This is a genomic window from Micromonospora sp. R77 (assembly GCF_022747945.1).
Taxonomy (GTDB): Bacteria; Actinomycetota; Actinomycetes; order Mycobacteriales; family Micromonosporaceae; genus Micromonospora.
In genome coordinates, this window is the sequence record NZ_JALDST010000001.1 from 495,353 (window position 1) to 518,107 (window position 22,755).

Genomic DNA, 22,755 nt, shown 5'->3' on the forward strand with positions numbered 1-22,755 from the left:
TGGCTTGCCCTGCGGGCGGGCTGGAAAAATGTCGCTGTGCCCAAGCCCTACCCCCCGAGAGTTTCGTGATGACGTCGTGCGTGTCGCTCGTGACCGCGAGGCGGGAGTGACCGTCGAGCAGGTCGCGAAGGACTTCGGGGTGCACCCGATGACGTTGTTCAAGTGGCTGCGCCAGTCCGACGTTGACGCCGGGACCAGGTCCGGGACGGCTAGCAGTGAATCCGCCGAGCTGCGCGAAGCGCGCAAGCGGATCCGGTTGTTGGAACAGGAGAATGAGGTCCTGCGCCGGGCCACCACCTACCTGTCACAGGCGAACCTGCCGGGAAAAGGCTCTACCCGCTCGTGAGCGAGTTGGCCGCCGACGGGATCCCCGTCGCGGTGACGTGCCGGGTACTGAACATCGCTCTCCAGCCCTACTACCGGTGGCTGGCCCGACCAGTCACCAGCGCCGACCTGGTGGCGGCGTATCGGGCCAACGCGTTGTTCGACGCCCACCGTGATGATCCGGAGTTCGGTTACCGGTTCCTGGTCGACGAGGCCCGCGACGCCGGGCAGCCGATGGCCGACCGCACGGCGTGGCGGATCTGCTCGGGTAACGGCTGGTGGAGCGCCTTAGGTAAGAGGAAGCGTCGGGGCAAGGGCGGCAAGGTAGGCCCACCGGTGCACGACGATCTGGTCCAGCGGGACTTCACCGCCGACGGCCCGAACCGGCTGTGGTTGGCCGACATCACCGAGCACCACACCGGCGAGGGCAAGCTTTACCTCTGCGCGATCAAGGACATCTGGTCCCACCGGATCGTCGGCTACTCCATCGACTCGCGGATGAAGTCCCGCCTCGCCGTCACCGCACTCGACAACGCCGCCGCCAGACGTGGTGACCTGGCCGGTTGCGTGTTGCACACCGACCGCGGGTCGCAATTCCGGTCCAGGAAGATGCGGCGTGCTCTGGACCGTCACCGGATGGTCGGCTCCATGGGTCGCGTCGGCGCCGCCGGCGACAACGCCGCCATGGAGTCCTTCTTTGCCCTCCTGCAGAACAACGTCCTCAACCGGCGAACGTGGGCCACCCGCCAGCAACTACGGATCGCGATCGTGACCTGGATCGAACGGACCTACCACCGTCGCCGACGCCAGCGGTCGCTGTCCCGGTTGACCCCCGTTGAATTCGAGACCATCATGCACCCACCGGCCAGTCAGGCCGCGTGACTACACCTGTCACCTGCCGGTGCAGCAGACCCGCCGGAGGTGCTGAACGCCTACGTGGCACGGTATCTAGACGAGGACGAGGGAGCCCCGTCACTAGCCAGCGACCGGATCACGTACGCGCCCGACGGGACGGCGCTGGTCGCGGACCGGGCGACGATGTTGGGAAGCATGATGCAGATAACCGCCGACCGGGCCGCCACCAAGCTGTCTCTCCACTGGCAAGTCGTCTAGCTCGAGGTAGTACTCGGGCCACAGATGGTGATCGGAAGCTTCGGTGTCGATTCGCTGGATGTGGTTAAGGCAGCAGGAGCCGCACAAGCCAGCCATCTTCACGGGTCAGCAGTAAGCGAGGAGCGCCGGACGGGGGATGGTAAGACGAAGGTGTAAATCCTGATCGAGGAACAGCGCCCGATGTCTGAGATGTCTATGGTCGCCGCAGATTCCGCCACGGCGGCGATGCAGGGGTCGGGCCATCCGGCGGATGGAGTCGACGCGGAGCTGATCGCCCAACTGGTAGAGCAGGTCCGGACTGCTGGGTTGCAGCTGACCGACAATGGCAGTCTATTGCAGCAGCTGACGAGGCGGATCCGGGAATCGGCGTCCACCTGGCGGTGATGAGTTTCGACCGACCGGAACGGGCCGCCGCAGGTGGACCACCCGCCGGAAACCCACTCTGAACGCCTCCGACGTCGCCGTCGAACCCGTCCGTCGGCTGTCGGGGGTGTCGGCCGGACGCTCGTCGCGCTCCCGCGGTCGCCGCAGCATCACCGGCTGGCTCATCGCCCGTTCCGCCTCCCCACCTGCTCGCCGTCGCGGTCGCCGACCGCGCCCCCGGCGCCTCGGGGCGCGGACGGAGCGGTCGACGGCCGCTCTATGACGCGACCGCCCTCTCAGTTCAGCGCGGGTTCAAGGTTTTTCCACCCGGTGCCCTGCGGAGAAATCCGGGACCACCGCTGAACCGGGACCGGGGCCGGCGCGTAGTCGGTACACCGCGGTCCGTGGACGGAGGGCGGCACGCCGGGGCCGGCGGCGGAAGGCCGCCCGCCGGCTGACCCAGTCACACCCAGCGTTCGAAGGAGTGACCATGTCCGACATCCCCTACGACTACGAGCCGGATCCGCTGGATCCGTCGCACCGCGCCCAGACCTTAACGTCGTGGAGACCGAGTACGAGCTGGAGGCCACGGACCGGCACTACAGTCTGCCGGTCAACCCGTACAGCCAGTCGACGTACACGTATGCGTCGTCGTCCACGGTGCCGCCGCAGTTCACCGACTCGTTCAACAACGGTCGGCGGATGTCCCCGCCGGCACCGGCGCGGTCCGGCCGGCAGAGCTCGACCCGGGACTCCGTCGCCGGTCCACCTTCGTGGCCACCGAACCGGACCGGCTCGTGGAGAAGGCCATTCGGGTGGGGGCGGTGACCACGCCGGAGCCGGTCGATCCCCGGCGGGGCAGCCAGGTGAACCCGCGCAACCCCAACCGGCCGACCGACCTCAGCGGCATGGGCCTGAGCATCGCCGGCACCGCCGCCAGTGTTCCGCAGCTCACCGCGACCGGCGCGTTCGTCGCGGCCGGGGGCCACGATCTCCGCGGCGGTTGACCAGCGGCGGACCGCGATCTAGCAGCAGTCGCAGAACCTCGACCTGGAGCGCGGGCAGAACCGGCGGCAGTCGACCACCGCCCCGGCGGCGGGCACAAGGCAGCAGCAGGCGCCGGCGCGCACCCGCTGACCCGTCCGCACGAACCGACGGGCCCGGGTGCACCGCACCCGGGCCCGTCGTCGTCCACCCGTCAGCGAGCCTCGCGCCAGTTCTGGTTGCTCTGGCTCGCGGCGCACTCCCAGATCTGCAACGGCGCGCCGTCGTCGGAGTTCCAGTCGCGTACGTCGAGGCACTTGCCGGAGTTCGGGTTACGCAGCAGCCCGCCCTCGGCCACCCAGACCTGCGCCGGCCCGCCGGTGCACCAGGCGAGCTGCACCTTGGCCGCGTTGTCCCGGGACGCCCATGCCACGTCCATGCACTTGTCCAGCACCCTCAGGGTGTCACCGGACCCTCGGGTGAACCATTGGGCCGGGGTGCCGTTGCACTGCCAGAGCTGCAACCGCACGCCGTCGGCCGACTCGCCGTTCGGCACGTCGACGCACTTGTCCGCGTACCCGCGCAGCGCGAAGCCGGTGGCGTACTTGAAGATCGTAGCCTTGGCCAGTGGCACCAGCGGGGCGCCGCCGCTGCGGAACGTCACCACGACCTCGCCGCAGCCGGGGCAGTTGTACACGGTCTCGTTGCCGGCCACCCGGTCGTGGGTGGACCACAGGTAGGCACGCGGGCCGAACGGGAGCAGCGCGGCGGTGTAGGCGCTCTGGGCGTCCCGGTTCGGGTTGACGCAGTTCACCCGGTCGCCCCTGGCCGGGTCGCGTACGGCGTGCGCCGCCGGGCAGGCGGCGAGCAACTGCCCCGCGGAGCAGTCCCACCGGGCGCAGCTGCCCGCCTTCTCCGGCCGAGGCGCGCCGGGCGCGTCGATCGTGATGGTCGTGGACACCGCGTCGACGTAGCTGACGTTGTACCAGGGCGCGGCCGGATTGTTCCGGTCGAAGTTGAACTCGGCCAGGCTCACCGGCTCCGCGCCCCGCTCGCACCTGTCGGCGAAGGCGCCGCAGTCACCCACGAGGCAGCGGAACCCGCCGTTCGGGTCGCCGTCGCAGCGCTGGCGGGCGAAGAACCGGCCGCGCCAGTGGCCCGGCTCGCCGGCGTCCGGGATGACGATCGTGCTCCGCTCGCCCGGACGCAGGACGGGCAGGCCGGTGATCGGCCGGGAACCGTCCCCGCTCTCCCCCGCGCCGATCCACAGCGTCTCCGCGGTGCCGTTGACAAACGTCACCCGTTCCCCGGTGGCGGCGGTCGCCGTACCGCCCGGCACGCCCACGATCAGTCCGAGCGCGAGCAGCACCACGGCGAGGAGCGCTGCCCTTCCGCCCGCCCCGCGTGCCGGGCGGGTGCCCCGGTCGACGCCTTCGGATGCGGCAGGGTCCGCGCCCGACACCGCGGCCCCCGTCCCACGGGTCGGTGACGATCCGGTCCTCACAGCCATGTAGCCCTCCCTCGGCCTGGCGGGGACGCGCCGCGTCCCCCGACGGGTGCGACAGGCGCACGGCCTTATGACGGCGCGGGAGGGGAACCGGTTCAACCGGAGGTGACCCGGATCGGGAGCGTCCGGTCAGCGTGAGATCGGCGCGTCACGAGGGACTGCGGTTTGCGTTCTACGGCCGGATGTCCACCATCGATCATCAGGATCGAGCGTCGTCGTGCCGGTGGCAGCGCAACTACGCCGAAGACCTGATCGCCGGTCATGGTCGCATCGTGGCGGAATTCTTCGACGAGGGTGTCTCCCGCCGGATCGCCTGGCCGGACCGGCCGCAGGCGGCCCTGCTGCTCGCCGCCATGGCGGACCCGGCACGTGGGTTCGACGCGATCGTCATGGGCGAGTATGAACGTGCCTTCCACGGCCAGCGGCTCGAACAGTTGACCTCCACGTTGCTCAGGCATGGTGTGCAGTTGTGGCTGCCGGAAACCTACAGGCCGGTGGACTTCGACAAGCCTCGCCAACTCGCGTTGCTGGACCTGCTGGGCGTGCACTCCCAACGCGGGGTGTCCCGGGCCCGGCACCGCACGACCGCGGCGATGCGCGCCCAAGCCGAACTGCAGGGTCGATATCTCGGCGGCCGGCCGCCCTACGGCTACCGGCTGGTCGACGCCGGCCCTCATCCGAACCGTGCCCACGCCGCCTGGGGACGCCGTCTGCACCGCCTGGAACCTCAGCCACCAGCATCCGCGACGTCAACCGCACCGAAACCACCATCGCGGCACCCTCGAAACGCACCCCCTCCACAGCCGTTCCCTTGAAACCCAGAAGGCGGTTGCTGACAGCAGCGGCGCGCACGCGGGAGCCCCTCATCCAGAACGGTCTCAGCAACCTTCTGAACGAGCCGGCCCCCGGTGCGCGCCGCCGTTTTGTCCGCTACAGCCTCTTAACCCCACCCACAGAAACCCGAGGATTGGCACACCCGTGCTGCAGACATGAGCTCAGCCCGCTCAACATCGAGGAGCAAGGGACATCTCCACCGACGGCCCAACTAGCGCCGCCCCGTGTAGGTGACAGAAGCCGCTCTACGGCGCCACGTACGGCCGGGAAGCTTCTCGGAAACGGCGGTACTTGCTCACGACAGGGCTGTCAAACGCGTCCCAGAATTCCTGACTCAGCTCACCGACCGCCATCAGATCGAGCAGGTCCGTGGCCGCAGCCCAGTCCGCCTGACCTTCCGCCGTCACCTGCATGTGACGGTAGATCGCCGCCTCGTCCGCGTACCGCTCGTGCTGTAGGAACGTGCCGTCCTCCTGGCAGAAGATGTGGTATTCGAGAACATAAGGCTCCTGCGACTCGGTAACGGGCAGCACCTTCTCCAAATATTGCTCGAAACGCTCCTGCTCGCCGTCCTTGACGCGATACCGGAAGATCAGATCGACCTGCTTGGTCATGGCGATGCACCTCTCTTTGACGTGGTGTTTGTCCGAGGTCAAGGCTAGGTCGCCCGGTTACCATGGGCATGATGTAGAATGCTCCCATCGTTGCCCGATCCGCTCCGGCCGCCGGCCTCGACCGCCTGTCCTCTCGCGCCTCGACCGCAGAAAGTCGGCCAGTCCTCGGCGGTCCATGCGACAAGTCTCCCCGGGAGGGCGCGCACCATCCAGGCACCGTCGCTACCTGGATGAGCCGGACCGGCCCGGCCCAGGCTCGAAGCATGACAAATCTGCTCAACGAAAAGGTCGCATTCGTCGGCGGCGCGGGCCGCGGCATCGGAGCCGCGGCGGCCCAGCTCCCGGGTTCCGCAGCTTGTAGTCAAACGATCATCGGGATCTGGGCGCAGAGCAGCGAAGATTGAGGTGTGCCGCTGAAGGGTCGTGTGCCCACGCGTCCTTGCCGATTCCTGATCTTGGCTACCTGACGGGATCTCAGCTCTGAAGCCCATCCCCATCCCTGGTCCGGTCGTGGACAGCCCGGTCCAATCGAAGATCGGGGCACGTCCTTCAGGGTGTCAGTGTGTATCGCGTCAACCGAGGCTAGAGACGAGGTGATCTCCGTTTCATCCGACTCGCGATACAAGCGCACAGAACGCGCCCGGAGTTCGTCGGGGCACTTCTTCGGTGCGGCCACGAATACTTCCTAAACACGATCAGTCGAACATGCTTGGGAAGCTCCGCATAAGACGCGCCCAGTTCAGGAATCAACCAAATTTTGGGCTCTGTCTCACATTCGGTGGTGACCGAAGGTGGTCGATGTCGTTGAGATCATGTGTGCAAGATCGATGATCTTACGAAGATGGTGTTCTCGGGGCTGCTGCCGCTGGTGATCGACGACGTGACGGACGAGGGCGAACGGATCCTGGTACGGGCTCGGACTCCCGAGGGGCCGGTGGCCTGTCCGGGTTGCGCGGCCGTGACGGGCCGGGTGCACGGGTATCACCAGCGGACCGTCGCGGACGTGCCGGTCGATGTCCGGCCGGTGGTGGTCCGGGTGCGCATACGTCGGCTGGTGTGCCCGACGCGGGGCTGCCGTCGAACGTTCCGGGAACAACTGCCCGGGGTCCTGGACCGCTACCAGCGCCGCACCTGCCGGCTGATTTCCCAGGTCGGTGTGGTGGTGCGGCAGTTGGCCGGCCGTGCCGGCGCGCGGATGTTGTCGGCTCTGGCGGTGGTCGTGTCCCGGCACACCGCCCTGCGGGCGCTGCTGCGCCTGCCGTTGCCCGAGCGGCTGGTGCCCAGGGTGCTTGGGGTGGACGACTTCGCGTTGCGGCGACGTCAGCGATACGCCACCGTCCTGATCGACGCGGTCACCCGTGAGCGCATCGATGTGCTGCCGGACCGCAAGGCCGCAACGCTGGAAAGGTGGCTGCGCGATCATCCCGGTGTCGAGGTGGTGTGCCGGGACTCCTCCGGCGCCTACGCCGAAGCCGTTCGCCGTGCCCTGCCCGAGGCGTTGCAGGTCGCGGACCGCTGGCACCTATGGCACAACCTCGCCGAAGCCGTCCGCAAGGAGGTCACCGCGCACAGCTCATGCTGGGGCAAAGCAGGCCCGCCGCCGCAGGACGGCAGACGAGCGTTGACCACTCGCCAGCGGTGGCAGCAGGTCCACGACCTGCTCGACAAGGGCGTTGGCCTGCTGGAATGCGCCCGACGGCTCAACCTCGGCCTCAACACCGTCAAACGCTACGCCCGGATCAGTGAACCCGAACGCCTGGTCCGCGCACCGCAGTACCGGCCCACCCTTGTTGACCCCTACCGCGAGCACCTGCGCCGCCGCCGGGAACATGACCCCGCCGTCGGCGCCACCCAACTCCTGGCCGAGATCAGAGAACTGGGCTACACCGGCAGCCTCAACCTGCTCTACCGCTACATCACCCAAGGCCGCGTCGAAGCCGACCGCCCGGCTCTGTCGCCCAGGCGTCTGACCCGCTACCTCCTCACCGACCCCGACCAGCTCAAAGAACACCAGCGGACGTTCGTTGACGCTCTCACCGCGGCCTGTCCCCAGATGACCGCGCTGGTCAATTTTATCGGCTCGTTCGCCGCGCTACTCACGCCCGCGGGCGGCAACGACGACCGTCTCACCGCGTGGATCGCCGAGGTCAAGGCCACGGACCTGCCCCACCTGCACACGTTTACCCGCGGCCTCGGCCTTGACCGCGACGCCGTCAACGCCGCCCTGGCCTACCCCTTCCACAACGGCGGCACCGAAGGCGTCAACACCAAAACCAAACTGATCAAGCGACAGATGTACGGACGCGCGGGCTTCGCTCTCCTGCGTCATCGAATCCTGCTCGGCTAACCAGCACCCTCCGTCACCACCGAATGTGAGACAGAGCCAAATTTTGGACAGGCCCCTACAGCGCTCGTGCGTGTTGTAGCGGTGGAACACCATACCGTTGCCGGTAGTCGCGGCTGAATTGTGAGGCGCTGACGTAACCTACTGCGGAGGCGGTGGACGCAGCGGTGTAGGAACCGGTTGCCAATAGTTGGCGGGCGCGTTGCAGTTTGAGCTGCTTGTGGAACCGCATCGGGCTTGTGCCGGTGGCTAGTCGGAACTGTTTCGCCAATGCGCTCGGACTGCAATGAGCAACAGCCGCCAATTCAGCAAGGGAGACTTTATGGGCGATCTTTTTGGCGAGATAAGCGGTAGCTAAACGCACCGTCGCTATGTGGCCGGGGGCCATTGCTCTCGTCAACGAGCCGCCGAGCGGCCCGATCAGCACGCGATAAAGAATCTCATCCTCAACGCGCCGGGACAAGGTCGCGGCATGGGCCGGTTCGTCGTTCAGTTGCACCCAACGAGACACCGCATCCAGTAATCGCTCGTCCATGATCGCGGTCGCGAAGACTCGGTCCACCGGATGTCCCGATCGTCCATCTTCATTCAATTCCACAATCAGGTTAGCCAAGATGCGCTCATCGAGGATGAGGGTCACCGCGCGATACGGAGCCTCGAACGCCGCTGAAACGGCAGCGTCGATCACCCCCACGAACATCTCACCTCGGCTGACCATCAGCGTCTCGTCATTGACGAGCAGGCTCTTCGCGCCTCGTGCGACGAAGCACACCATCGGCACATATCGGAGATCCTCTGCCGCCGCCTGCTCATTTACACTGACCAGCAGTTGGTGGTCGACGACCGTCGGAGTACCGAAGCCGGTCGCATGGCGATCGATCAACGATGACAGGCGGTCCAAGCCGACCTGCGAAGCGGACCGGGCGATGACGGGATCGTTCTGCACCATCCCTATTCTACCCGCGCACCTTGTGACGATGCAGGTCGACCTAATCTTCAGGCATCGCGTCAAGGACGGGGAGCAGGTCCGTTTCGAGCAGTATTTTAGCCTCGATCCACCGACGTGATTCGTTCGGGGCTTGGTCGTAAAGTTCTGTATTGGGTGGTTTCGGGGCATGACGGTGTCGCCGATTATGTGATCGGCTTGCTCCGGGCGTGGTCGTTGCGGGGTGGCGCGGCAGGGCCCCGGCAAAGTCGTGAGGTGATGCCGAGAAGGGCCAGGGGGCGGGTGCCGTCGCGGGCGTGATGTCGGTTGACGGCGGCGATGTTGGGGAGGCATGGATCGCAGCCGGGCTAGGGCGCGTTTCGTAAGTCGCGTTGGCCGGGTGAGGTCACGGCGTGGCGGTGATCGATAACTGAAGAGGTCTCCGGTAAGTGGGTTAGCGACCAAGCAAACCTGAATACCGGAGACCTCGTGGCCAGCCTAGCGGCGGCGGCGCGGCATGACCTGAGCGACATCCAGTGGCAGCACCTGTGCCCGTTGCTGCCTGCGGAGTCGTCGTGGGGAAGGCCGTGCAAGTGGACCAGGCGACAGATCATCGACGGCATACGGTGGCGGGTACGTACCGGTGCGCCATGGCGTGACGTGCCCGCGAACTACGCCCCGTGGCAGACGCTGTATCGGTGGTTCCGCCGGTGGCAGCGTGATGGCACCTAGGCCCGGATCCTGGCCGGGCTGCAAGCTGCCGCCGATGCGGCCGGGCGGATCGACTGGACCGTCAGCGTCGACTCCACGATCAGCCGCGCCCATCAACACGCCGCCGGTGCCCGTCGTGACGGCGACCGGCAGAAAGAACCACCGGGCGGGATCCTTGCCGAGCCTGCTGATCATGCGCTGGGCCGTTCGCGGGGCGGGTGGACCACCAAGACTCACCTCGCCTGCGAACAGGGCCGCAAGGTTCTGGCCACCGTCGTCACGGCCGGGCATCGCGGTGACAGCCCGCAGTTCACCACAGTCCTCGACCGCATCCGAGTTACCCGCTGCGGTCCCGGCCGGCCCCGGACTCGCCCGCAGCAGGTTCTGGCGGACCGGGCCTACACGTCCAAGGCCAACCGTGCCTATCTGCGCCGACGGGGAATCAAGGCCTGCATCCCGAGCAAGACCGACCAAGACGCCCACCGCCGAGCCAAAGGCTCCCGCGGCGGCCGGCCACCCGTTTTCAACCCGGAGACCTACCGCCGACGCCACGCCGTGGAGTGCGGCATCAACCAGCTCAAACAACACCGCGCCATGGCCACCCGCTACGACTGTGAGGATGATCAGGTGCCGCCCGGTGCTCGGGTCTGACCCGCGTTACGACCGGCCCTTCGGTGCCTTGAGTTTGATCTGTCGGCTCGGGTCCTGGGTGGTGCTTGTTGCCGCCGGACCGGCGGGACGTGTCCCGATAGGGGCCTTGCCGCTAACAAGGCGCCATCACAGTCCTGACCGCCCCTTGCCGGCCGGCGACGGCCATCCGTTCCCGAGCCGTCAGGAGCCGAACAACCGTGTCCAGCATGTCGCACCCGCCAGTGGCCGAACCGCATGACACCGCCGTTGAGGTGATCCTTGGCGTCGACACGCACAAGGACGTCCACGTCGCGGCGGCCGTCAACATCCACGGTGTCCTGCTCGACAGCTGTAGTTTCCCCACCACCGCCGAGGGCTACCAGGCGATGGTGGACCGGGCCATCGCGCTCGGCCCGCTTCGGCGGGCCGGGGTGGAAGGCACGCATTCCTACGGCGCGGCGCTGACTCGCCATCTACTGACCGCGGGAATCGGCGTCATCGAGGTCAACCAACCGGACAAGGCCCACCGGCGCCGCCGCGGCAAGACCGACGCCATCGACGCCGAAGCGGCAGCTCGAGCGGTCCTTTCCGGCAGGGCAACCGCCCTGGCCAAGGCAGGCGACGGCCATGTCGAGCGGATACGGCTGTTCAAGCTGGCCAAAGCCTCGGCCACCAAATCGCGAGCGCAGGCGATCAACCAGCTCAAAGCCGTCCTCGTCGGCGCCGACCCGACGCTGCGCGACTCGATGACCGGGCTCAGCAACCCCAAGCTCATCCACCGATGCGCCGACCTGGAGCCGGGCCAGCCGGACACACCCGCAGCAGCCGCTGCCTACACCCTGCGCCTGCTGGCTCGCCGGATCATCGAACTCACCAGCGAGGTCGACGATCTGAACCAGCGGATCACCGAGGCCATCAACGCCCACACACCCGAGCTGCTGCAGCGTTACGGCGTCGGCCCCGACACCGCAGCAGCTCTGCTCCTGGCCGCGGGCGACAACCCGCAACGGCTCACCAGCGAAGCGTCCTTCGCGGCCCTTTGCGGAGTCAGTCCCATCGAGATGTCCTCGGGCAAAACCCAACGACGCCGGCTCAACCGCGGCGGCGACCGCCAAGCCAATTCGGCCCTCTACATGATCGTCATCGCGCGACTTCGCTGGGACCTGCGCACCCGCGCCTACATCGACCGACGCGTCAGCGAAGGCAAAACCAGACGCGAAGCGATCCGCTGCCTGAAACGCTACGTCGCACGCGAGCTCTTCGACCTCATCGCTCAGACCCCGCATCCCGCCAGCCAGACATCGACCGCTTGACATCCATAGGGGCATCAAACTCGCTGTGCGCTACGAAGCCACCCTGACCATCGCCGCCATCAACCAGCACCTCCGAGCCTTATGAAACAGGGGCTAACGGCACCACCGCCCGAAGGTCACGACCGGGATTCACGTTCTGCGGCATCGAAGGATCGCTATCCACCGCGAACCCGCTGAAAGATCCTCAACTGGACGCAGAGCATAGATCAACTCAAAGATCTTCGAACCGACCTCTGAGGGAGTAGAACTCGGGTCGGGATTACCCCTCGGACCTGACCGATGCCCAGTGGGCGCTGATCGAGGCACTACAGGCAGGGCGGCAACCGCCGGACGATCGCGTCGACGGGCCCGGGAATGACTGTCGCAAGCGGACGTCCGTTCCGGTAGCGCGCCTGCGCCGACTCGATCCGCACGGCGGCCAGTACCTCCCCTACCACGATCCACATCATCTGCCAGGCGTACCGCTCACCCACGCAGTGCCGAGGACCGAGGCCGAACGGCATGAACGCCGTCTCCTGCGAGATCGGGCAGCCGCTCGTCCCCGAGGACCACGGGTCGAACGACGGACCGACCGGGAAGTGGACGTGATCCCTGTGCATGGCCCACGGACTGTACAGAACCTCGGTACCGCCAGGCAGGGTAAGGCCGCCGAGCACGGTGTCGCGCACCGTGCGCCGGGAGATCGCGAAGATCGGCTGACGGCTGCGCAGCACCTCCGAGAGCACCCGTTTGAGTAAGGGTGTTTCGGCGAGATCCGGCCCGTACTCGACACCGCGGGCTCGAGCAGCGGCCAGCTCCTCCCGCAGGTCGTCCTGGAGCGCCTGGTCACTGGCGAGCTCGACCGTTAGCCAGGCGAGCGCCGTGGCGGCCGTCTCCGCGCCGGCCAGCGTCACGGAGACGATCTGGTCCGCGATTTCCTCCGAGCTCAGCGGTTTTCCGTCGGGACCGTCGACCGACCGCATGACCGAGACGAGATCGAGCCGGTCGGAGGTCGCTCCCCGGTGGGAATTCATGGCCGCGACGATGGCCGACCTCAGCCGGTCCATCGCGGTGTCGTGCAACCGGTTCTTCTTCGTCGGCACGCGGAGGTACCAGCCGGGAACCACGGTGCGCAGCATGGCTGACTCCAGTACGACGGCCAGCCACTCGTGGATGCCGTCGAACTTTCCAGCATCGAGCTCGGTGCCGAACATGGTGGCACCCAGGATCTTGAACGCCACACGGTGCAGTGCGGCGTCGAGGTCGACTGTGCCGTCCCAGGCCACCACGTCCTCGCGCACCACCTCGGTCATCAGCCCGGCGAGGCCGATGACGTGCTCCCGCTTGAAGAACCGGTCGAGGTAGACCCGCTGCCTGCGGTGCTCGGCCCCGTTCGCGGTCACGACCCCGTTGCCCACCAGGCGCCTCACCCGGTCGAAGAACACGCCCTTCTCGAAGTCACCACGCCGGTCGACGAGCATCTCTTTGACCAGCACAGGATCCGTGAGGTGGACGAGGTCTTGACCGAACGCGCGGAACACGTGTACGCCTGCCGTGTCGTTGAGCGAGGTGACATAGGTCAGCGGGTCTCGACCCAGCCTGACCACCTCCCGGACCAAGCTCGTGCCCCGGTATAGGCGGACGCGGTAGCCGGCGGTCCGGTCAGACCAGTCCTTCCGCCACGAGGTCCCGGAAAGCCTTGCGGGTAAAGCGCGTGCTGCCCTGTAGAAGCTGAACAACCTGCGGGTACCGGCCATCCCACTCATGCCCTTCTCCGTTGTAGCGAGTGGTGCGGTACGACCATTCGACATTCCCGCACATCATGTGCCAGAGCAGCGCGCCGTAAGCGTTCACCGGATGGTCGGCTCCCAGCTCGGCGACGGCGTCGTGCAACTGCTTGCGGAAGGCGTTCTCATTGCGCAGCACCTCGAGCCCGACGCGATCGAACGCCTCCTGAACGGTGAGCCGCTCGCTGAGGATCAGCGTGGCGACGGCGTTCACGACGTCGTCGGCCTCGGCCTCCGCCCGAAACGAGTACAGGTCGTTCGTCAGCGCGATGTGGTCCAGCGCGTGCGCCAAGAGCCGCTGCTTGTGCTCCGCACCGCTCGCCTCGGAGATCGGCGGTGCGAGGGCCTCTCCGAGAGCGAAGTACATGCCCATGCCGACGCTGTTGCGCCGCATGCGCAGGTACGTTTCGAAGTCGTACACGGTCGCGGAGTTGCGATACCGCACCTCTTCCACGCAGCCGACGAAGAACCGGTACACCTCGCGGTGCAGGCTCGCCCACACCTCGTCGGTCAGGTACCCGCGGAGCGTGGAGAGGCACTCGATCAGCGGCTTGAACCAGGTCGCCATCTCCTCATCGACCGAGGCACCAGGTGCTCCACCGTCGAACACCACGTCGATGGCGGCCTTCAGCGTCGTTGCGTACACCGCGTCGCTGCCGAGGCGCTCCTTGTCTACTAGCGCGTTGTCTAGAATGGACAAATACTCGGTATACCTTGCTGCGGCGACCAAGAAGTCGTAGGGAGCGGTGGGCAGGACGAAGACCGTCCATAGTGATGCACGCTCGGCGAGCAGGGTCGTCAGATCGGCCGGCGGCAGCAGGTTGACGAGTCCTTGGCGGCACCACTGCTGGCTGTCCTCGACGACCTTGGCGCTGTCCTGCCTCTCAACGGCGGGCACGCAGTGCCCGAGACTCGGCAGCAGGACATAGGTGCCACTCAGCGCCTGGTTGAGACTCTTTGCCACGGCGGGAACCTCTCAGTGGACAGAACGGGAAGCCGGTCGTGTGGAATGAGCTCGTGCTCGATGTGGTCGATCGTCCGGCCCGAGAACCCGGCTTCGCGCAGCCTGACGCGTGCTCCCTCCAGCAACGTCTGCAGTTCACCGATGATCCGGTCCCCGTGCGCTCGCACGAGTCCGCGGTAATAGGTGAGGTCTGACTCGGTGCAGTGGCCGTGCCCGTAGACCTGGCGCAGCAGCGCCAGCTCGTCGGCGGTGGCGTGGCTGCGGACGAGGTGGTGCAGGAGTGTCGCCTTGCCGGTGTTCATGTCGTCCAACGGGTTCTTCCCCGTCGTGGCGGAGTCGGCGAGCAGTCCGTTGAGGTCGTCGAGGAGTTGGAAGGCCTCCCCGTACGCCGATCCGACCGTGTCGAGCAACGGCAGCACCTCGTCGTCTGCCTCGGCGCACAGGGTCGCCAGCGTCATCGGCGCGATCACGGTGTACCAGGCGGTCTTGTTCACCGCCATGCTGGTGATCGCGCTGCGGTCCGCGTTCACTCGGCGATGTTCGAGCAGGACGTCCTGGAATTCACCGACCACGGTGCGCAGCTGCACGTCCTGGAAGAATTCGGTCGTGCGCTCGCGCACGGGCTCGTTGACGCGGCCTATCGCACGGGCGCACAGTACCAGCAGCACGTCCCCGCCGAGCAGACCGGCCGCGAGCCCGAGCCGGGCAGGCCGGCGGGACGGCAGGTCGCCGTTGCGCTGTTCCGCGAGGGTTACGCCCCAGCCAGTGTGCAGGGTGGGGTGGTGCCTGCGGGTGTCGCTCTCGTCGATGATGTCGTCGTGGACCAGTGCCGCGGCGTGGAACAGCTCTAGTGCGGAACAGGCGTGGGCGAGGTTGGTGAGCGCAGGATCCGTGGCTCTCTGGTAGCCGTTCAGCACGTGGGCCGCCACCCGAGTCCGCCGCATGCTGCCGAATCTGGTGACGAAGTCGGCCAGCCGTTCCTTGAACATCGAGATCTGGTCTGTGGTGCCGAGATCAGTGGTGTTGGGATCGCAGCTGCCAGCCAGCGCGGAGAACTCGGCGAGCAACTCGGCCACGTTCGCCCGAACCCGCCGGGAGAGCTCGGCGGCGACGGACTCGTCGTCCGTCATCGCTTCACTACGCTCTCGAGCCGCATCGGCAGGTCGCCCGCGGGCACGAGGGAACCCATGGTGGCCGGCCGCACCTGCTGACCTGGCAGCAGCGACAGGTGGTAGCGCTGCAGGACGTTGACCAGGGTGATGGACGTCTCGATCCACGCGAAGTGCTCGCCGATGCAGTTGCGCACCCCTGCCCCGAACGGCAGGAAGGCGGTGCGCGGGTACTTCTTGCCGCCGTCGAGCCAGCGGCCGGGCTTGAACTCGTCGGGATCGTCGTAGATCGCTGGGTCGCGCTGGATCGTGTAGACGGAGTAGAAGACCTGGGACCCGGTCGGCAGCGCGTACCCGCCGAGCGTCGTCGGCGCGAGCGTTCGACGGCCGAGGAACCACACGGGTGGATACAGCCGCAAGGATTCCTTGACGACGGCCTGCAGCAGGGGCACCCGGTGGAGGGCCTGCGCGGTGCCCTCCGCGACCACGTCGAGCCCGGTGACCTTCTCGCGAAGCTGCTCCTGGACGTCCGGATGCCGTGCCAGCAGGTAGCAACACCACGCCATGGCGCTCGGCGTCGTCTCCGAGCCCGCGGTGAGGAAGGTCAGAAATTCGTTGAGGATCTGTGCCCTGTCGTTGTCCCGGCGTGCGGTCTCGTCGTCAACGTTGGCGAGCACGTCGATGAGGTCCGCCCAGTCACTCGACGCACGATCCGCGGCGAGTCGCCTTTCGACGAGTCTGTCGCCCAGCGCCCGCAGCTCGCCGATCGCCGTGTAGAAGGTCCGTTTCTCCGCGGTGGGCAGCGCGTCGAACACCTTGGTGGGCAGGGCACCGCGCTTCTGCATGCCCGAGATGACGACGGGCATCCTGCTCTGGACGAGAGCAACGTCGGCGTCGTTCATCGTTGTGGAGAAGAGCGTGTCGATCACGACCCTAGTGGCCAGCCGGTAAAACTCCGGGTAGAGGCGCACGACACCGAAATCCGACCACGACTCCACCATGGCTACGCTGTACTGGTGCATGGCGTCGATGTAGTCGTCGATCGACGGCTTGTTGAACATGGGCTGCATCAGCCTGCGCTGACGGAAGTGGAAGTCGCCCTCTGCGAGGAGGACACCGTTGCCCAGCAACGCACGCGCCCGCTCGTACTGGACCCCCTTGTCGTACTTTTTCGCGTCGTTGACCAGCACGTGGTAGAGCAGTTCGTGGTTGGCGATCAGGTAGGCGTCCGTCCACCCGATCTTGAGGCGGGACAGCGGTGCGGTCAGTGCCGCCTCGCTGAAGAACTCGAGCTGGTCTTTGAAGATGCCCGGTGCGTGGCCGACGATCGGCTTAGCATTCGGCACCAATGGCGGTTTGACGGCCACGGTGTGACTCCTTACCACAGGAGGGGCAGCGAGCTGAAGCTGCGGAAGACGTAGCCACCGGGCATTCGGATAGGCGGGCTCTCCTCGTCGAAGCGGGGAGTCGCGGGAATGGCCGCCAGTAGGTGCGCCAGCACGATGCGAGCCTGCGCCCGCCCAAGGTGAGCGCCGACGCAGTGGTGGACGCCGTACCCGAACGCTATATGCCTGCTCGCGTGGGGCCCGTTGCCCCGCTTGCCCTCGAGCGCCGAGTAGGCCCCGATGGCGAGGTGCACTCTGGCGCCGGCGGGCACAGTTATACCGTGCAGCTCAGTGCTCTCCTCCACCAGCCGCGGGGCACTCTGCAACGGGGGGTCGAGCATCAACGTCTCCTCGACGAAGTCCGGTATCGCGGCCGGATTCCGTGCCAGGGCCTCCCAGCGCCCGGTCTCGATGAGAAGCGCCACCGCGTTGCCGATCAGCCCGGACGCCACGTCGTGCCCAGCGCCGATCATCATCCGAGCCGCCACGATGACATCGTTGACATCGTGCACGGCGGACGGCGTGTCGATGGCATCGACCATGTCGAGCAGCAAGCACGCCCGACGCGCGGACGTGATTTCCTCGATCAGGCCTCTCATGTAGTCCTCGTAGGCGCGCACCGATAAAGCCGCTCGCACCTGGTCCTTCTCCGGCATCTGCAGGACCTGGAGCGCGATCCATTGGTCGTTCCACTGCTTGACCCGCTGCCGGTCCTCATCCGGAATCCCGATGACCTCGGAGAGAACCTTGATGGGCAGCGGAAAAGCAAGCTCCCCGAACACGTCGAAACCATGCCGGCCGGACAGGTCACCGCACATCTCGGCAGTCAGCTCGCGGATCCGGGGTTCCAGATCCGCGACCGCGGCCGAGGTGAACGGCCTGCCGAACGTTCGTCGAAATGCCGTGTGCTCCGGCGGAGCCTCGTTGATCAGCGCACGGCCGAAGAACAGCGTGTCCGCTAGAACCTCCCGCGCCGCGCCCGCTATGGGAACCTGCCCCTCCAGACATCGTGCGCTCGAGAACCTGCTGTGATCTTTGAAAAGTTCGAGCATCAGCTGCGGGTCGGTCACTACGAAGTCGTTCGGCCCGACTCTGCTCAACGGCGCCTCGGACTGCATCGCCCGGTACATCGAATACGGATCCTCAGTGAAGTCTTCGATAGTCCTGGCAAACGACAAAAGACCCCCAGGTGAAATCAATGACAAAGAATCAGTCATCCATCTTTGCCATCGTGACTATGAGGAGGCCGCCGGGCAATCGAAATGAAAGAAAGATGGAAGATGAGCGCGCAGGGCGTCGCACAACACTCGACCCCACTACTTGGGCATTCACCTGAACGGCATCCCGCCGACGGTCCGCACTCCACCCTCGACGAAATGGAACGACTGCGTCCAGACACGTGTCCGTGTGAAGTTCCAGGAGGTTTTGGACGTCAGTGCTTCATAATATGCTTGACGGACTTAGAGTACGTCTGATATTCAGCCAGGCTGATTCCTTTGTTCGCTGGTCCTCGCCCGTTGTTCCGGCTCGTGGGCCAGGCGTGAAGATGGAGCGGCGCCCATATCGATGAGACCTGTCCGCGCGCGGTGGGCGTTGATCGAACCGGTCCAGGCGCAGTGGCGGGCGGCGTGGCCTGGTCTCGGAATCAGTCAACCGGTGCATGATCTGCGGGAGATCGTGAACGGGATCCTCTACGTCACGCGCACGGGAATCGCCTGGGATTACCTCCCGCACGACTTCCCGCCCGCGAAGGCCGTCTAGGACTGCTACGCCCAGAGGCAACGGGATGGCACGACGCAGCAGATCCACGATCTGCTGCGTCACCGGCTGCGAGAAGCAGAGGGCCGCGACGGGTCACCGAGCGCTGCGGCGCTCTATGCGCAGAGGGTCGAGATCTCATGCAACGTAAGGGAACTCGAGCAAGACATCGACGCGGCCAAGAGGATCAAAGGCCGTAACCGGCACAGCGCGACCAACGCCCTGGGGTTGCTGGTGGCCGTCATAGTCACCGCCGCATCAGTGTCGTGCACCGCCGCCGGCAACGACCTCCTACACGTGCTGGCGGTCGATCATCCCGCGGCGTGACGCCGGCACGCACCGGAGGCAGGGTGGCCAGGTGTCGTCACCTCGTCGGGGTTACCCCTCGGATCTGACCGATGCCCAGTGGGCGCTGATCAAGGCGCTGCTGCCGGAGCCGAACACCGACCGGCGGCGTGAGGAGCACCTGCGGCGGGAGATCGTCTACGCGATCCTGTACGTGGTCCGCTCCGGGTGTCCGTGGCGGTACCTGCCGGCGGATCTGCCGCCGTGGCAGACGGTGTACTGGTACGTCACCCGGTGGGAGACGCAGGGGTGACCGAGAATTCCCGGCCACACTGCAGGTCAAAGCCCGCATTCAGCAGGGTCGCGAGCCGCAGCCGTCGGCCGGGATCATCGACTCGCAGTCGGTCAAGGGCGCCGGCACCGTCGGCGCGGACAGCCGCTGCTACGACGCCGGCAAGAAGGTCAACGGCAGGAAGCGGTTCATCGTCACCGACATCACCGGCTTGCTGGTCACCGTGGCGGTGCTCGCTGCGTCGTGGCAGGACCGCGATGGCGCCACGACCGCCCTGCTCCGCGCGTACCTGGCCACCCCGATTCGGCACGTCTTTGCCGACCAGGGCTTCGCCGGTCGCCTGGGCCCGCGACATCCTCACCGCCACCCTGCAGATCGTGCGCAAGCCGGCTGATCAGCGAGGCTTCGCGGTACCACCGCGCCGGTGGATCGTGGAGCGGACTCTGGCCTGGCCGGGCCGCCTACCGTCGGTTGGCCCGTAACTACGAACGCCACCCCGAGGTCTCCGGAGCCATCATCCGCTGGGCCGCCATCGCCGGCATGGCCAACGGATCGCGGTGAACCGGCTCACCGACACGCCCGCCGCGCCTTCACCTGGAACTGATCAACCCCCGCTCAAACATGCGCATAGAAGGGCGGCGCCGCCGGCCGGAACCGCGTCAGGAGCTGCAGGTGTTGAGCCTGCTCTGCAGGGCGGACTTCTCTGACGATTGCAGGGTGAGGCCCCAGGTGTATTTCACGGTGATCCACATTTTGCTGTAGGTACAGCGGTAAGACAACAGGGGCGGCTGCCAGGTGGAGGGGTCCTGGTCGCCCTTGGCCTGGTTGACGTTGTCGGTGACGGCGATCAGCTGCGGGTGGGTGAGGTCGTTGGCGAAGCTCTGCCGGCGGCTGGTGGTCCAGGCGTTGGCGCCGGAGCGCCATGCCTCGGCCAGGGGTACGACGTGGTCGATGTCGACGTCGGAGGCGGCGGACCAGGTGGCGCCGTCGTAGGGGCTGTACCAGCGGCCCGAGGTGGCGGCGCAGGAGCTGTCGGCGACGACGGAGGTGCCGTCGCGCTTGAGAACGGTCTCGCGGGTGTCGCAGGTGCCGCTGATGGTGATCCAGTGCGGGAACAGATCACGGGAGTAGCCGCTGGTCGAGCCCTGCGCCGCCACCGTCAGCGCGTTGAGCTGCGACTGCGCCGTCGCCTTGGAGGGGATTCCCGGAGGCGTGGCCATCGCCGGCTGCGCGTTCACCGCCACCAGGCACGCGCCGGTGAACGCTGCGACGGCAGTCGCAGCGACACGGCGCCGCAGCGAGGATCGGGGGGCATCAGGGTGTTGCGCATACGGGACTCTTGGGCGACCGGGGTGGACAGCGACCGTCTCCATCGATCATGTCCATCGAAGGTGGTCCTTGTGAAGAGGTGGAGGCAATTCCGCGAAGACCTATTTCCTGCGCTCCAGGCGCGCCGTCCGGCCCGGCTTTTCGTAGTGACGTTTGCGCATGGCGTGCATGACAGCGGCGCGTGGACGATCCCGGGCTCTGCAGGGGTGTTGATCTGGATACCTCTCGATGTTCGGCCAACATGCTCCGCCAGCCATCGCGTCACTCCGTACGCTGACGAGCGCATCCCAAGCAGCAGACGGCCAGTTCGCTGCGGGGTGAGTTCGACGGCGAACCTGAAGCCGTTGCCATGATCCAGCGTCCCCTCGCCGCCGACGTGGCGGTATCTGATGCCAGCAGGCCGCCAACGTCGCCTCATCACCGCCCCAGCGACGGCAAGTACGGCGCGGCCGGCGATCGCGCCGGAGACCGGCGTATCGCCGCGAGCAGGTCGACCGCCTCCCTGGCGTACCGTCAGGCCGCCGTGACGCTGACGGCGAAGCCGCAGGCCAGATGGGTGAGGATGTCACCGTTGCGGAGTTGGGCCAGGGCGAGCAGGGGTCTGCCGGCTGGCGTCGAGGCGCCACCACCGACCTCGGGGTCGGGTGCGTTCGGTGCGGAGGAGGTCGGCCAGGGGGTTCATAATGCGGCCGGATAGCGCGAGTGAGGACGGGTAAGGCAGCACAGAGACGCTCTCGGTTGGAGCATCAGATCCTGGTCGACTGCGGTCTCACCGGGAGCGTCGTCCTATGTAGACATCAGATCTCCGCCGCGCGCACCGTGACCAGGCCCCGCACGACGGAAAAGGGCTCACTGGCCGTCCTTGATTACCGCCAGTAGGCTTCCTCCTGTATCCAGTGGAAGCGCCGGCTGACGAGAGGGAAGGATTCGAGATCGACCCGATGCATGCGCAGTTTCACCTGCCTACCGTCAATCTCGCCTTCCAGTGCTAGCTGGTCCTCCGCCGGATTTTCTAACGCTAAGGTTGTACTCTGCTGTGGATGGTTGATGTTGAACAATATGATGGAGCCGTTTTGCGTGTCGATCGTGGCGAGGTAGTTGTCGAGCGCGTCGTCCATGCGCTGAACGGTTACAGTGTCGGCGGACTCCACGATAAAGCGTCGCCACCGCTTCCCCTCGGTCGTCAGGGGTGGGAGCTGCTGACCATTGACCAAGAACTCGTCTACGTTCCAGATCCCGTACAGGGCGGGCTTCTCGCGTCCGCTGCCGTGATTCTTCCAGAACGTCCACGCGTTGCGAAGTTGCGCGCCGAGCACCCACCCTCCTGCGATAACCTCGGCGGCTGCGGCGATCTGGTTCGCACGGTGCGAACGGAACGGCTTCCGTCGACGCGTGGGGATGACGGCGTGGTCCGTCAGGAGGGCCTGGACAAAACGCTGCGACTCCGGCGCCAGCAGCACGAGACTGAGCAGCAGCAGGTGGGACGAATGGATCTTCACCGGAACGTCGAAGGTCATGTTGAGGAATAACACGTGACCCATCTCGGCCGCTGAGACCAACGCTCCAAAGTGTGTGGTTTTGGGCACGACTAGCAGCGCGCCGGCGGCGATTTCCGCACAGCCCAGCAGCCGCTGATACGTCTCCGAGTATGCCGACTGCGACCAGAGCACCGTCATCGGGCTGAAGTTGCCGAACGGCTCGACCAGCCTGGCCAGCGGAAGTTGGAACTGCAGCGGGACGGCCTTGGCGGCACCGTAGTAGAACAGCTGCCCGGCGAGGCACATGCGCACCGCGAGGTCGAACCACGGGCGCCAAGCATCCTCATCCTCTGCTCGACTCCGGTCCAGAGCCGTCCAAACCGGGGCCGCGACGGCGGCGACCGCCAGCCAGCAGAACTGGCCCACCCATGCGAACCGGTCGTCGCCGCCGTCGAAGCGCTTACTTAGGGTTGTTCCGAAGATGCTCTCGGCCACCCAGTTCCGCACCGGATGCATCGCCCAGACCTTTGCCCAAGCGTCGGCCACCTCCTGCCGGCGTCCTAGACCTCCCCCTACCAGAGCCAGCAGCACTTGAGGCGTCGTGAGGCAGTAAAGCCCGGAATATATGATGCCGGCGCGGCCAGCGACTCGGGCGACCTTGCTCCAGCGTGGTACGCCCAACTGGCGGGCAGTAGGCCGGTTCGCACGTCTGGCCGCTCGGTTTGGT

The 22,755-nt window shown here is 66.6% G+C and carries 22 protein-coding genes and 1 pseudogene; 13 read left to right on the forward strand and 10 right to left on the reverse strand.

The window, feature by feature from the left end:
• Positions 1-28 precede the first annotated feature (28 nt).
• From MRQ36_RS02170 to MRQ36_RS02190, 5 genes are all read left to right on the forward strand, one after another.
• Positions 29-1,206 (forward strand): IS3 family transposase gene (locus MRQ36_RS02170; RefSeq protein ID WP_242792229.1). Its coding sequence is split into 2 segments (ribosomal slippage): positions 29-322 and positions 325-1,206, totalling 1,176 coding nucleotides; the frame shifts between segments, so codons are not numbered across the junction.
• A gap of 39 nt (positions 1,207-1,245) precedes the next feature.
• Complete coding sequence (locus MRQ36_RS02175) at positions 1,246-1,437, forward strand: hypothetical protein (protein ID WP_242792231.1); 192 nt, start codon at positions 1,246-1,248, stop codon at positions 1,435-1,437.
• A 180-nt stretch (positions 1,438-1,617) separates the two neighbouring features.
• A complete protein-coding gene (locus MRQ36_RS02180; protein WP_242792233.1) occupies positions 1,618-1,821 on the forward strand; it encodes a hypothetical protein in 204 nt (67 codons plus the stop codon).
• Positions 1,822-2,361: 540 nt separating this feature from the next.
• On the forward strand, positions 2,362-2,628 hold the full coding sequence (locus MRQ36_RS02185) for a hypothetical protein (protein WP_242792241.1): 267 nt from the start codon (positions 2,362-2,364) through the stop codon (positions 2,626-2,628).
• A complete protein-coding gene (locus MRQ36_RS02190) occupies positions 2,625-2,807 on the forward strand; it encodes a hypothetical protein (RefSeq protein WP_242792242.1) in 183 nt (60 codons plus the stop codon). The genes MRQ36_RS02185 and MRQ36_RS02190 overlap by 4 nt, the downstream gene beginning before the upstream one ends.
• A 191-nt stretch (positions 2,808-2,998) precedes the next feature.
• Here MRQ36_RS02190 and MRQ36_RS02195 read toward each other — a convergent pair whose 3' ends face one another.
• Positions 2,999-4,153, reverse strand: a complete 1,155-nt coding sequence (locus MRQ36_RS02195) for a ricin-type beta-trefoil lectin domain protein (protein WP_242792244.1) — start codon at positions 4,151-4,153, stop codon at positions 2,999-3,001.
• A gap of 272 nt (positions 4,154-4,425) precedes the next feature.
• On the opposite strand from MRQ36_RS02195, the gene MRQ36_RS02200 reads away from it, so the two are divergent.
• Positions 4,426-5,106 (forward strand): recombinase family protein, encoded by a 681-nt coding sequence (locus MRQ36_RS02200; protein WP_308194769.1) that lies wholly within the window; start codon positions 4,426-4,428, stop codon positions 5,104-5,106.
• A 264-nt stretch (positions 5,107-5,370) separates the two neighbouring features.
• On the opposite strand, the gene MRQ36_RS02205 is transcribed toward MRQ36_RS02200, so the two are convergent.
• Complete coding sequence (locus MRQ36_RS02205; protein WP_242792249.1) at positions 5,371-5,739, reverse strand: putative quinol monooxygenase; 369 nt, start codon at positions 5,737-5,739, stop codon at positions 5,371-5,373.
• A gap of 263 nt (positions 5,740-6,002) precedes the next feature.
• On the opposite strand from MRQ36_RS02205, the gene MRQ36_RS02210 reads away from it, so the two are divergent.
• Positions 6,003-6,143 carry a hypothetical protein gene (locus MRQ36_RS02210; RefSeq protein ID WP_242792251.1) on the forward strand — a complete coding sequence of 47 codons (141 nt, stop codon included), beginning with the start codon at positions 6,003-6,005 and terminating at the stop codon, positions 6,141-6,143.
• 437 nt (positions 6,144-6,580) lie between these two features.
• Entirely contained in the window at positions 6,581-8,086 is a 1,506-nt protein-coding gene (locus tag MRQ36_RS02215) for an ISL3 family transposase (protein WP_242792253.1), read from the forward strand.
• Between the two features lie 55 nt (positions 8,087-8,141).
• On the opposite strand, the gene MRQ36_RS02220 is transcribed toward MRQ36_RS02215, so the two are convergent.
• Entirely contained in the window at positions 8,142-9,029 is an 888-nt protein-coding gene (locus MRQ36_RS02220) for an AraC family transcriptional regulator (protein WP_242792255.1), read from the reverse strand.
• Positions 9,030-9,497: 468 nt separating this feature from the next.
• Here MRQ36_RS02220 and MRQ36_RS02225 point away from each other — a divergent pair.
• A pseudogene (locus MRQ36_RS02225) lies at positions 9,498-10,370 on the forward strand (IS5 family transposase).
• Positions 10,371-10,576: 206 nt separating this feature from the next.
• The gene (locus MRQ36_RS02230) at positions 10,577-11,662 is read left to right on the forward strand and encodes an IS110 family transposase (RefSeq protein WP_242800791.1); all 1,086 of its coding nucleotides are present in this window, start codon (positions 10,577-10,579) and stop codon (positions 11,660-11,662) included.
• A 305-nt stretch (positions 11,663-11,967) separates the two neighbouring features.
• Here the strand turns inward: MRQ36_RS02230 and MRQ36_RS02235 are convergent, their stop codons facing one another.
• From MRQ36_RS02235 to MRQ36_RS02255, 5 genes are read right to left on the reverse strand one after another with little or no spacing between them, the layout of a single operon-like run.
• Positions 11,968-13,248 (reverse strand): cytochrome P450, encoded by a 1,281-nt coding sequence (locus MRQ36_RS02235; protein WP_242792265.1) that lies wholly within the window; start codon positions 13,246-13,248, stop codon positions 11,968-11,970.
• Between the two features lie 55 nt (positions 13,249-13,303).
• Entirely contained in the window at positions 13,304-14,392 is a 1,089-nt protein-coding gene (locus tag MRQ36_RS02240) for a terpene synthase family protein (RefSeq protein WP_242792267.1), read from the reverse strand.
• Positions 14,365-15,522, reverse strand: coding sequence for a polyprenyl synthetase family protein (locus tag MRQ36_RS02245; RefSeq protein ID WP_242792269.1), 1,158 nt, complete (start codon positions 15,520-15,522; stop codon positions 14,365-14,367). The genes MRQ36_RS02240 and MRQ36_RS02245 overlap by 28 nt, the downstream gene beginning before the upstream one ends.
• Positions 15,519-16,868, reverse strand: coding sequence for a cytochrome P450 (locus MRQ36_RS02250; RefSeq protein WP_242792277.1), 1,350 nt, complete (start codon positions 16,866-16,868; stop codon positions 15,519-15,521). The genes MRQ36_RS02245 and MRQ36_RS02250 overlap by 4 nt, the downstream gene beginning before the upstream one ends.
• Positions 16,869-16,879: 11 nt before the next feature.
• Positions 16,880-18,103, reverse strand: coding sequence for a cytochrome P450 (locus MRQ36_RS02255; protein WP_242792279.1), 1,224 nt, complete (start codon positions 18,101-18,103; stop codon positions 16,880-16,882).
• A 349-nt stretch (positions 18,104-18,452) separates the two neighbouring features.
• Here MRQ36_RS02255 and MRQ36_RS33755 point away from each other — a divergent pair, with 349 nt between their 5' ends.
• The 3 genes from MRQ36_RS33755 to MRQ36_RS34290 all read left to right on the forward strand — a co-directional run bounded on the left by MRQ36_RS33755 (position 18,453) and on the right by MRQ36_RS34290 (position 19,615).
• Positions 18,453-18,647 carry a transposase gene (locus tag MRQ36_RS33755; RefSeq protein WP_308194770.1) on the forward strand — a complete coding sequence of 65 codons (195 nt, stop codon included), beginning with the start codon at positions 18,453-18,455 and terminating at the stop codon, positions 18,645-18,647.
• A gap of 355 nt (positions 18,648-19,002) precedes the next feature.
• Positions 19,003-19,242: a transposase gene (locus MRQ36_RS02260; protein WP_242792281.1), complete on the forward strand. Its 240-nt coding sequence runs from the start codon at positions 19,003-19,005 to the stop codon at positions 19,240-19,242.
• Between the two features lie 76 nt (positions 19,243-19,318).
• Positions 19,319-19,615, forward strand: coding sequence for a transposase (locus tag MRQ36_RS34290; protein ID WP_374251074.1), 297 nt, complete (start codon positions 19,319-19,321; stop codon positions 19,613-19,615).
• Between the two features lie 265 nt (positions 19,616-19,880).
• Here MRQ36_RS34290 and MRQ36_RS02270 read toward each other — a convergent pair whose 3' ends face one another.
• Positions 19,881-20,594: an HNH endonuclease family protein gene (locus MRQ36_RS02270; protein ID WP_374249785.1), complete on the reverse strand. Its 714-nt coding sequence runs from the start codon at positions 20,592-20,594 to the stop codon at positions 19,881-19,883.
• A gap of 822 nt (positions 20,595-21,416) precedes the next feature.
• Positions 21,417-22,619 (reverse strand): DoxX family protein, encoded by a 1,203-nt coding sequence (locus MRQ36_RS02275; RefSeq protein ID WP_242792287.1) that lies wholly within the window; start codon positions 22,617-22,619, stop codon positions 21,417-21,419.
• Positions 22,620-22,755 lie beyond the last annotated feature (136 nt).

Coding starts and splice junctions, on each gene's coding strand:
- MRQ36_RS02180 (WP_242792233.1), top strand. CDS start 1,618: ATGTCTGAGATGTCTATGGTCGCCGCAGATTCCGCCACGGCGGCGATG.
- MRQ36_RS02205 (WP_242792249.1), bottom strand. CDS start 5,739: ATGACCAAGCAGGTCGATCTGATCTTCCGGTATCGCGTCAAGGACGGC.
- MRQ36_RS02210 (WP_242792251.1), top strand. CDS start 6,003: ATGACAAATCTGCTCAACGAAAAGGTCGCATTCGTCGGCGGCGCGGGC.
- MRQ36_RS02215 (WP_242792253.1), top strand. CDS start 6,581: ATGGTGTTCTCGGGGCTGCTGCCGCTGGTGATCGACGACGTGACGGAC.
- MRQ36_RS02230 (WP_242800791.1), top strand. CDS start 10,577: ATGTCGCACCCGCCAGTGGCCGAACCGCATGACACCGCCGTTGAGGTG.
- MRQ36_RS02245 (WP_242792269.1), bottom strand. CDS start 15,522: ATGACGGACGACGAGTCCGTCGCCGCCGAGCTCTCCCGGCGGGTTCGG.
- MRQ36_RS02255 (WP_242792279.1), bottom strand. CDS start 18,103: ATGACTGATTCTTTGTCATTGATTTCACCTGGGGGTCTTTTGTCGTTT.
- MRQ36_RS33755 (WP_308194770.1), top strand. CDS start 18,453: ATGAGACCTGTCCGCGCGCGGTGGGCGTTGATCGAACCGGTCCAGGCG.
- MRQ36_RS02270 (WP_374249785.1), bottom strand. CDS start 20,594: ATGGAGACGGTCGCTGTCCACCCCGGTCGCCCAAGAGTCCCGTATGCG.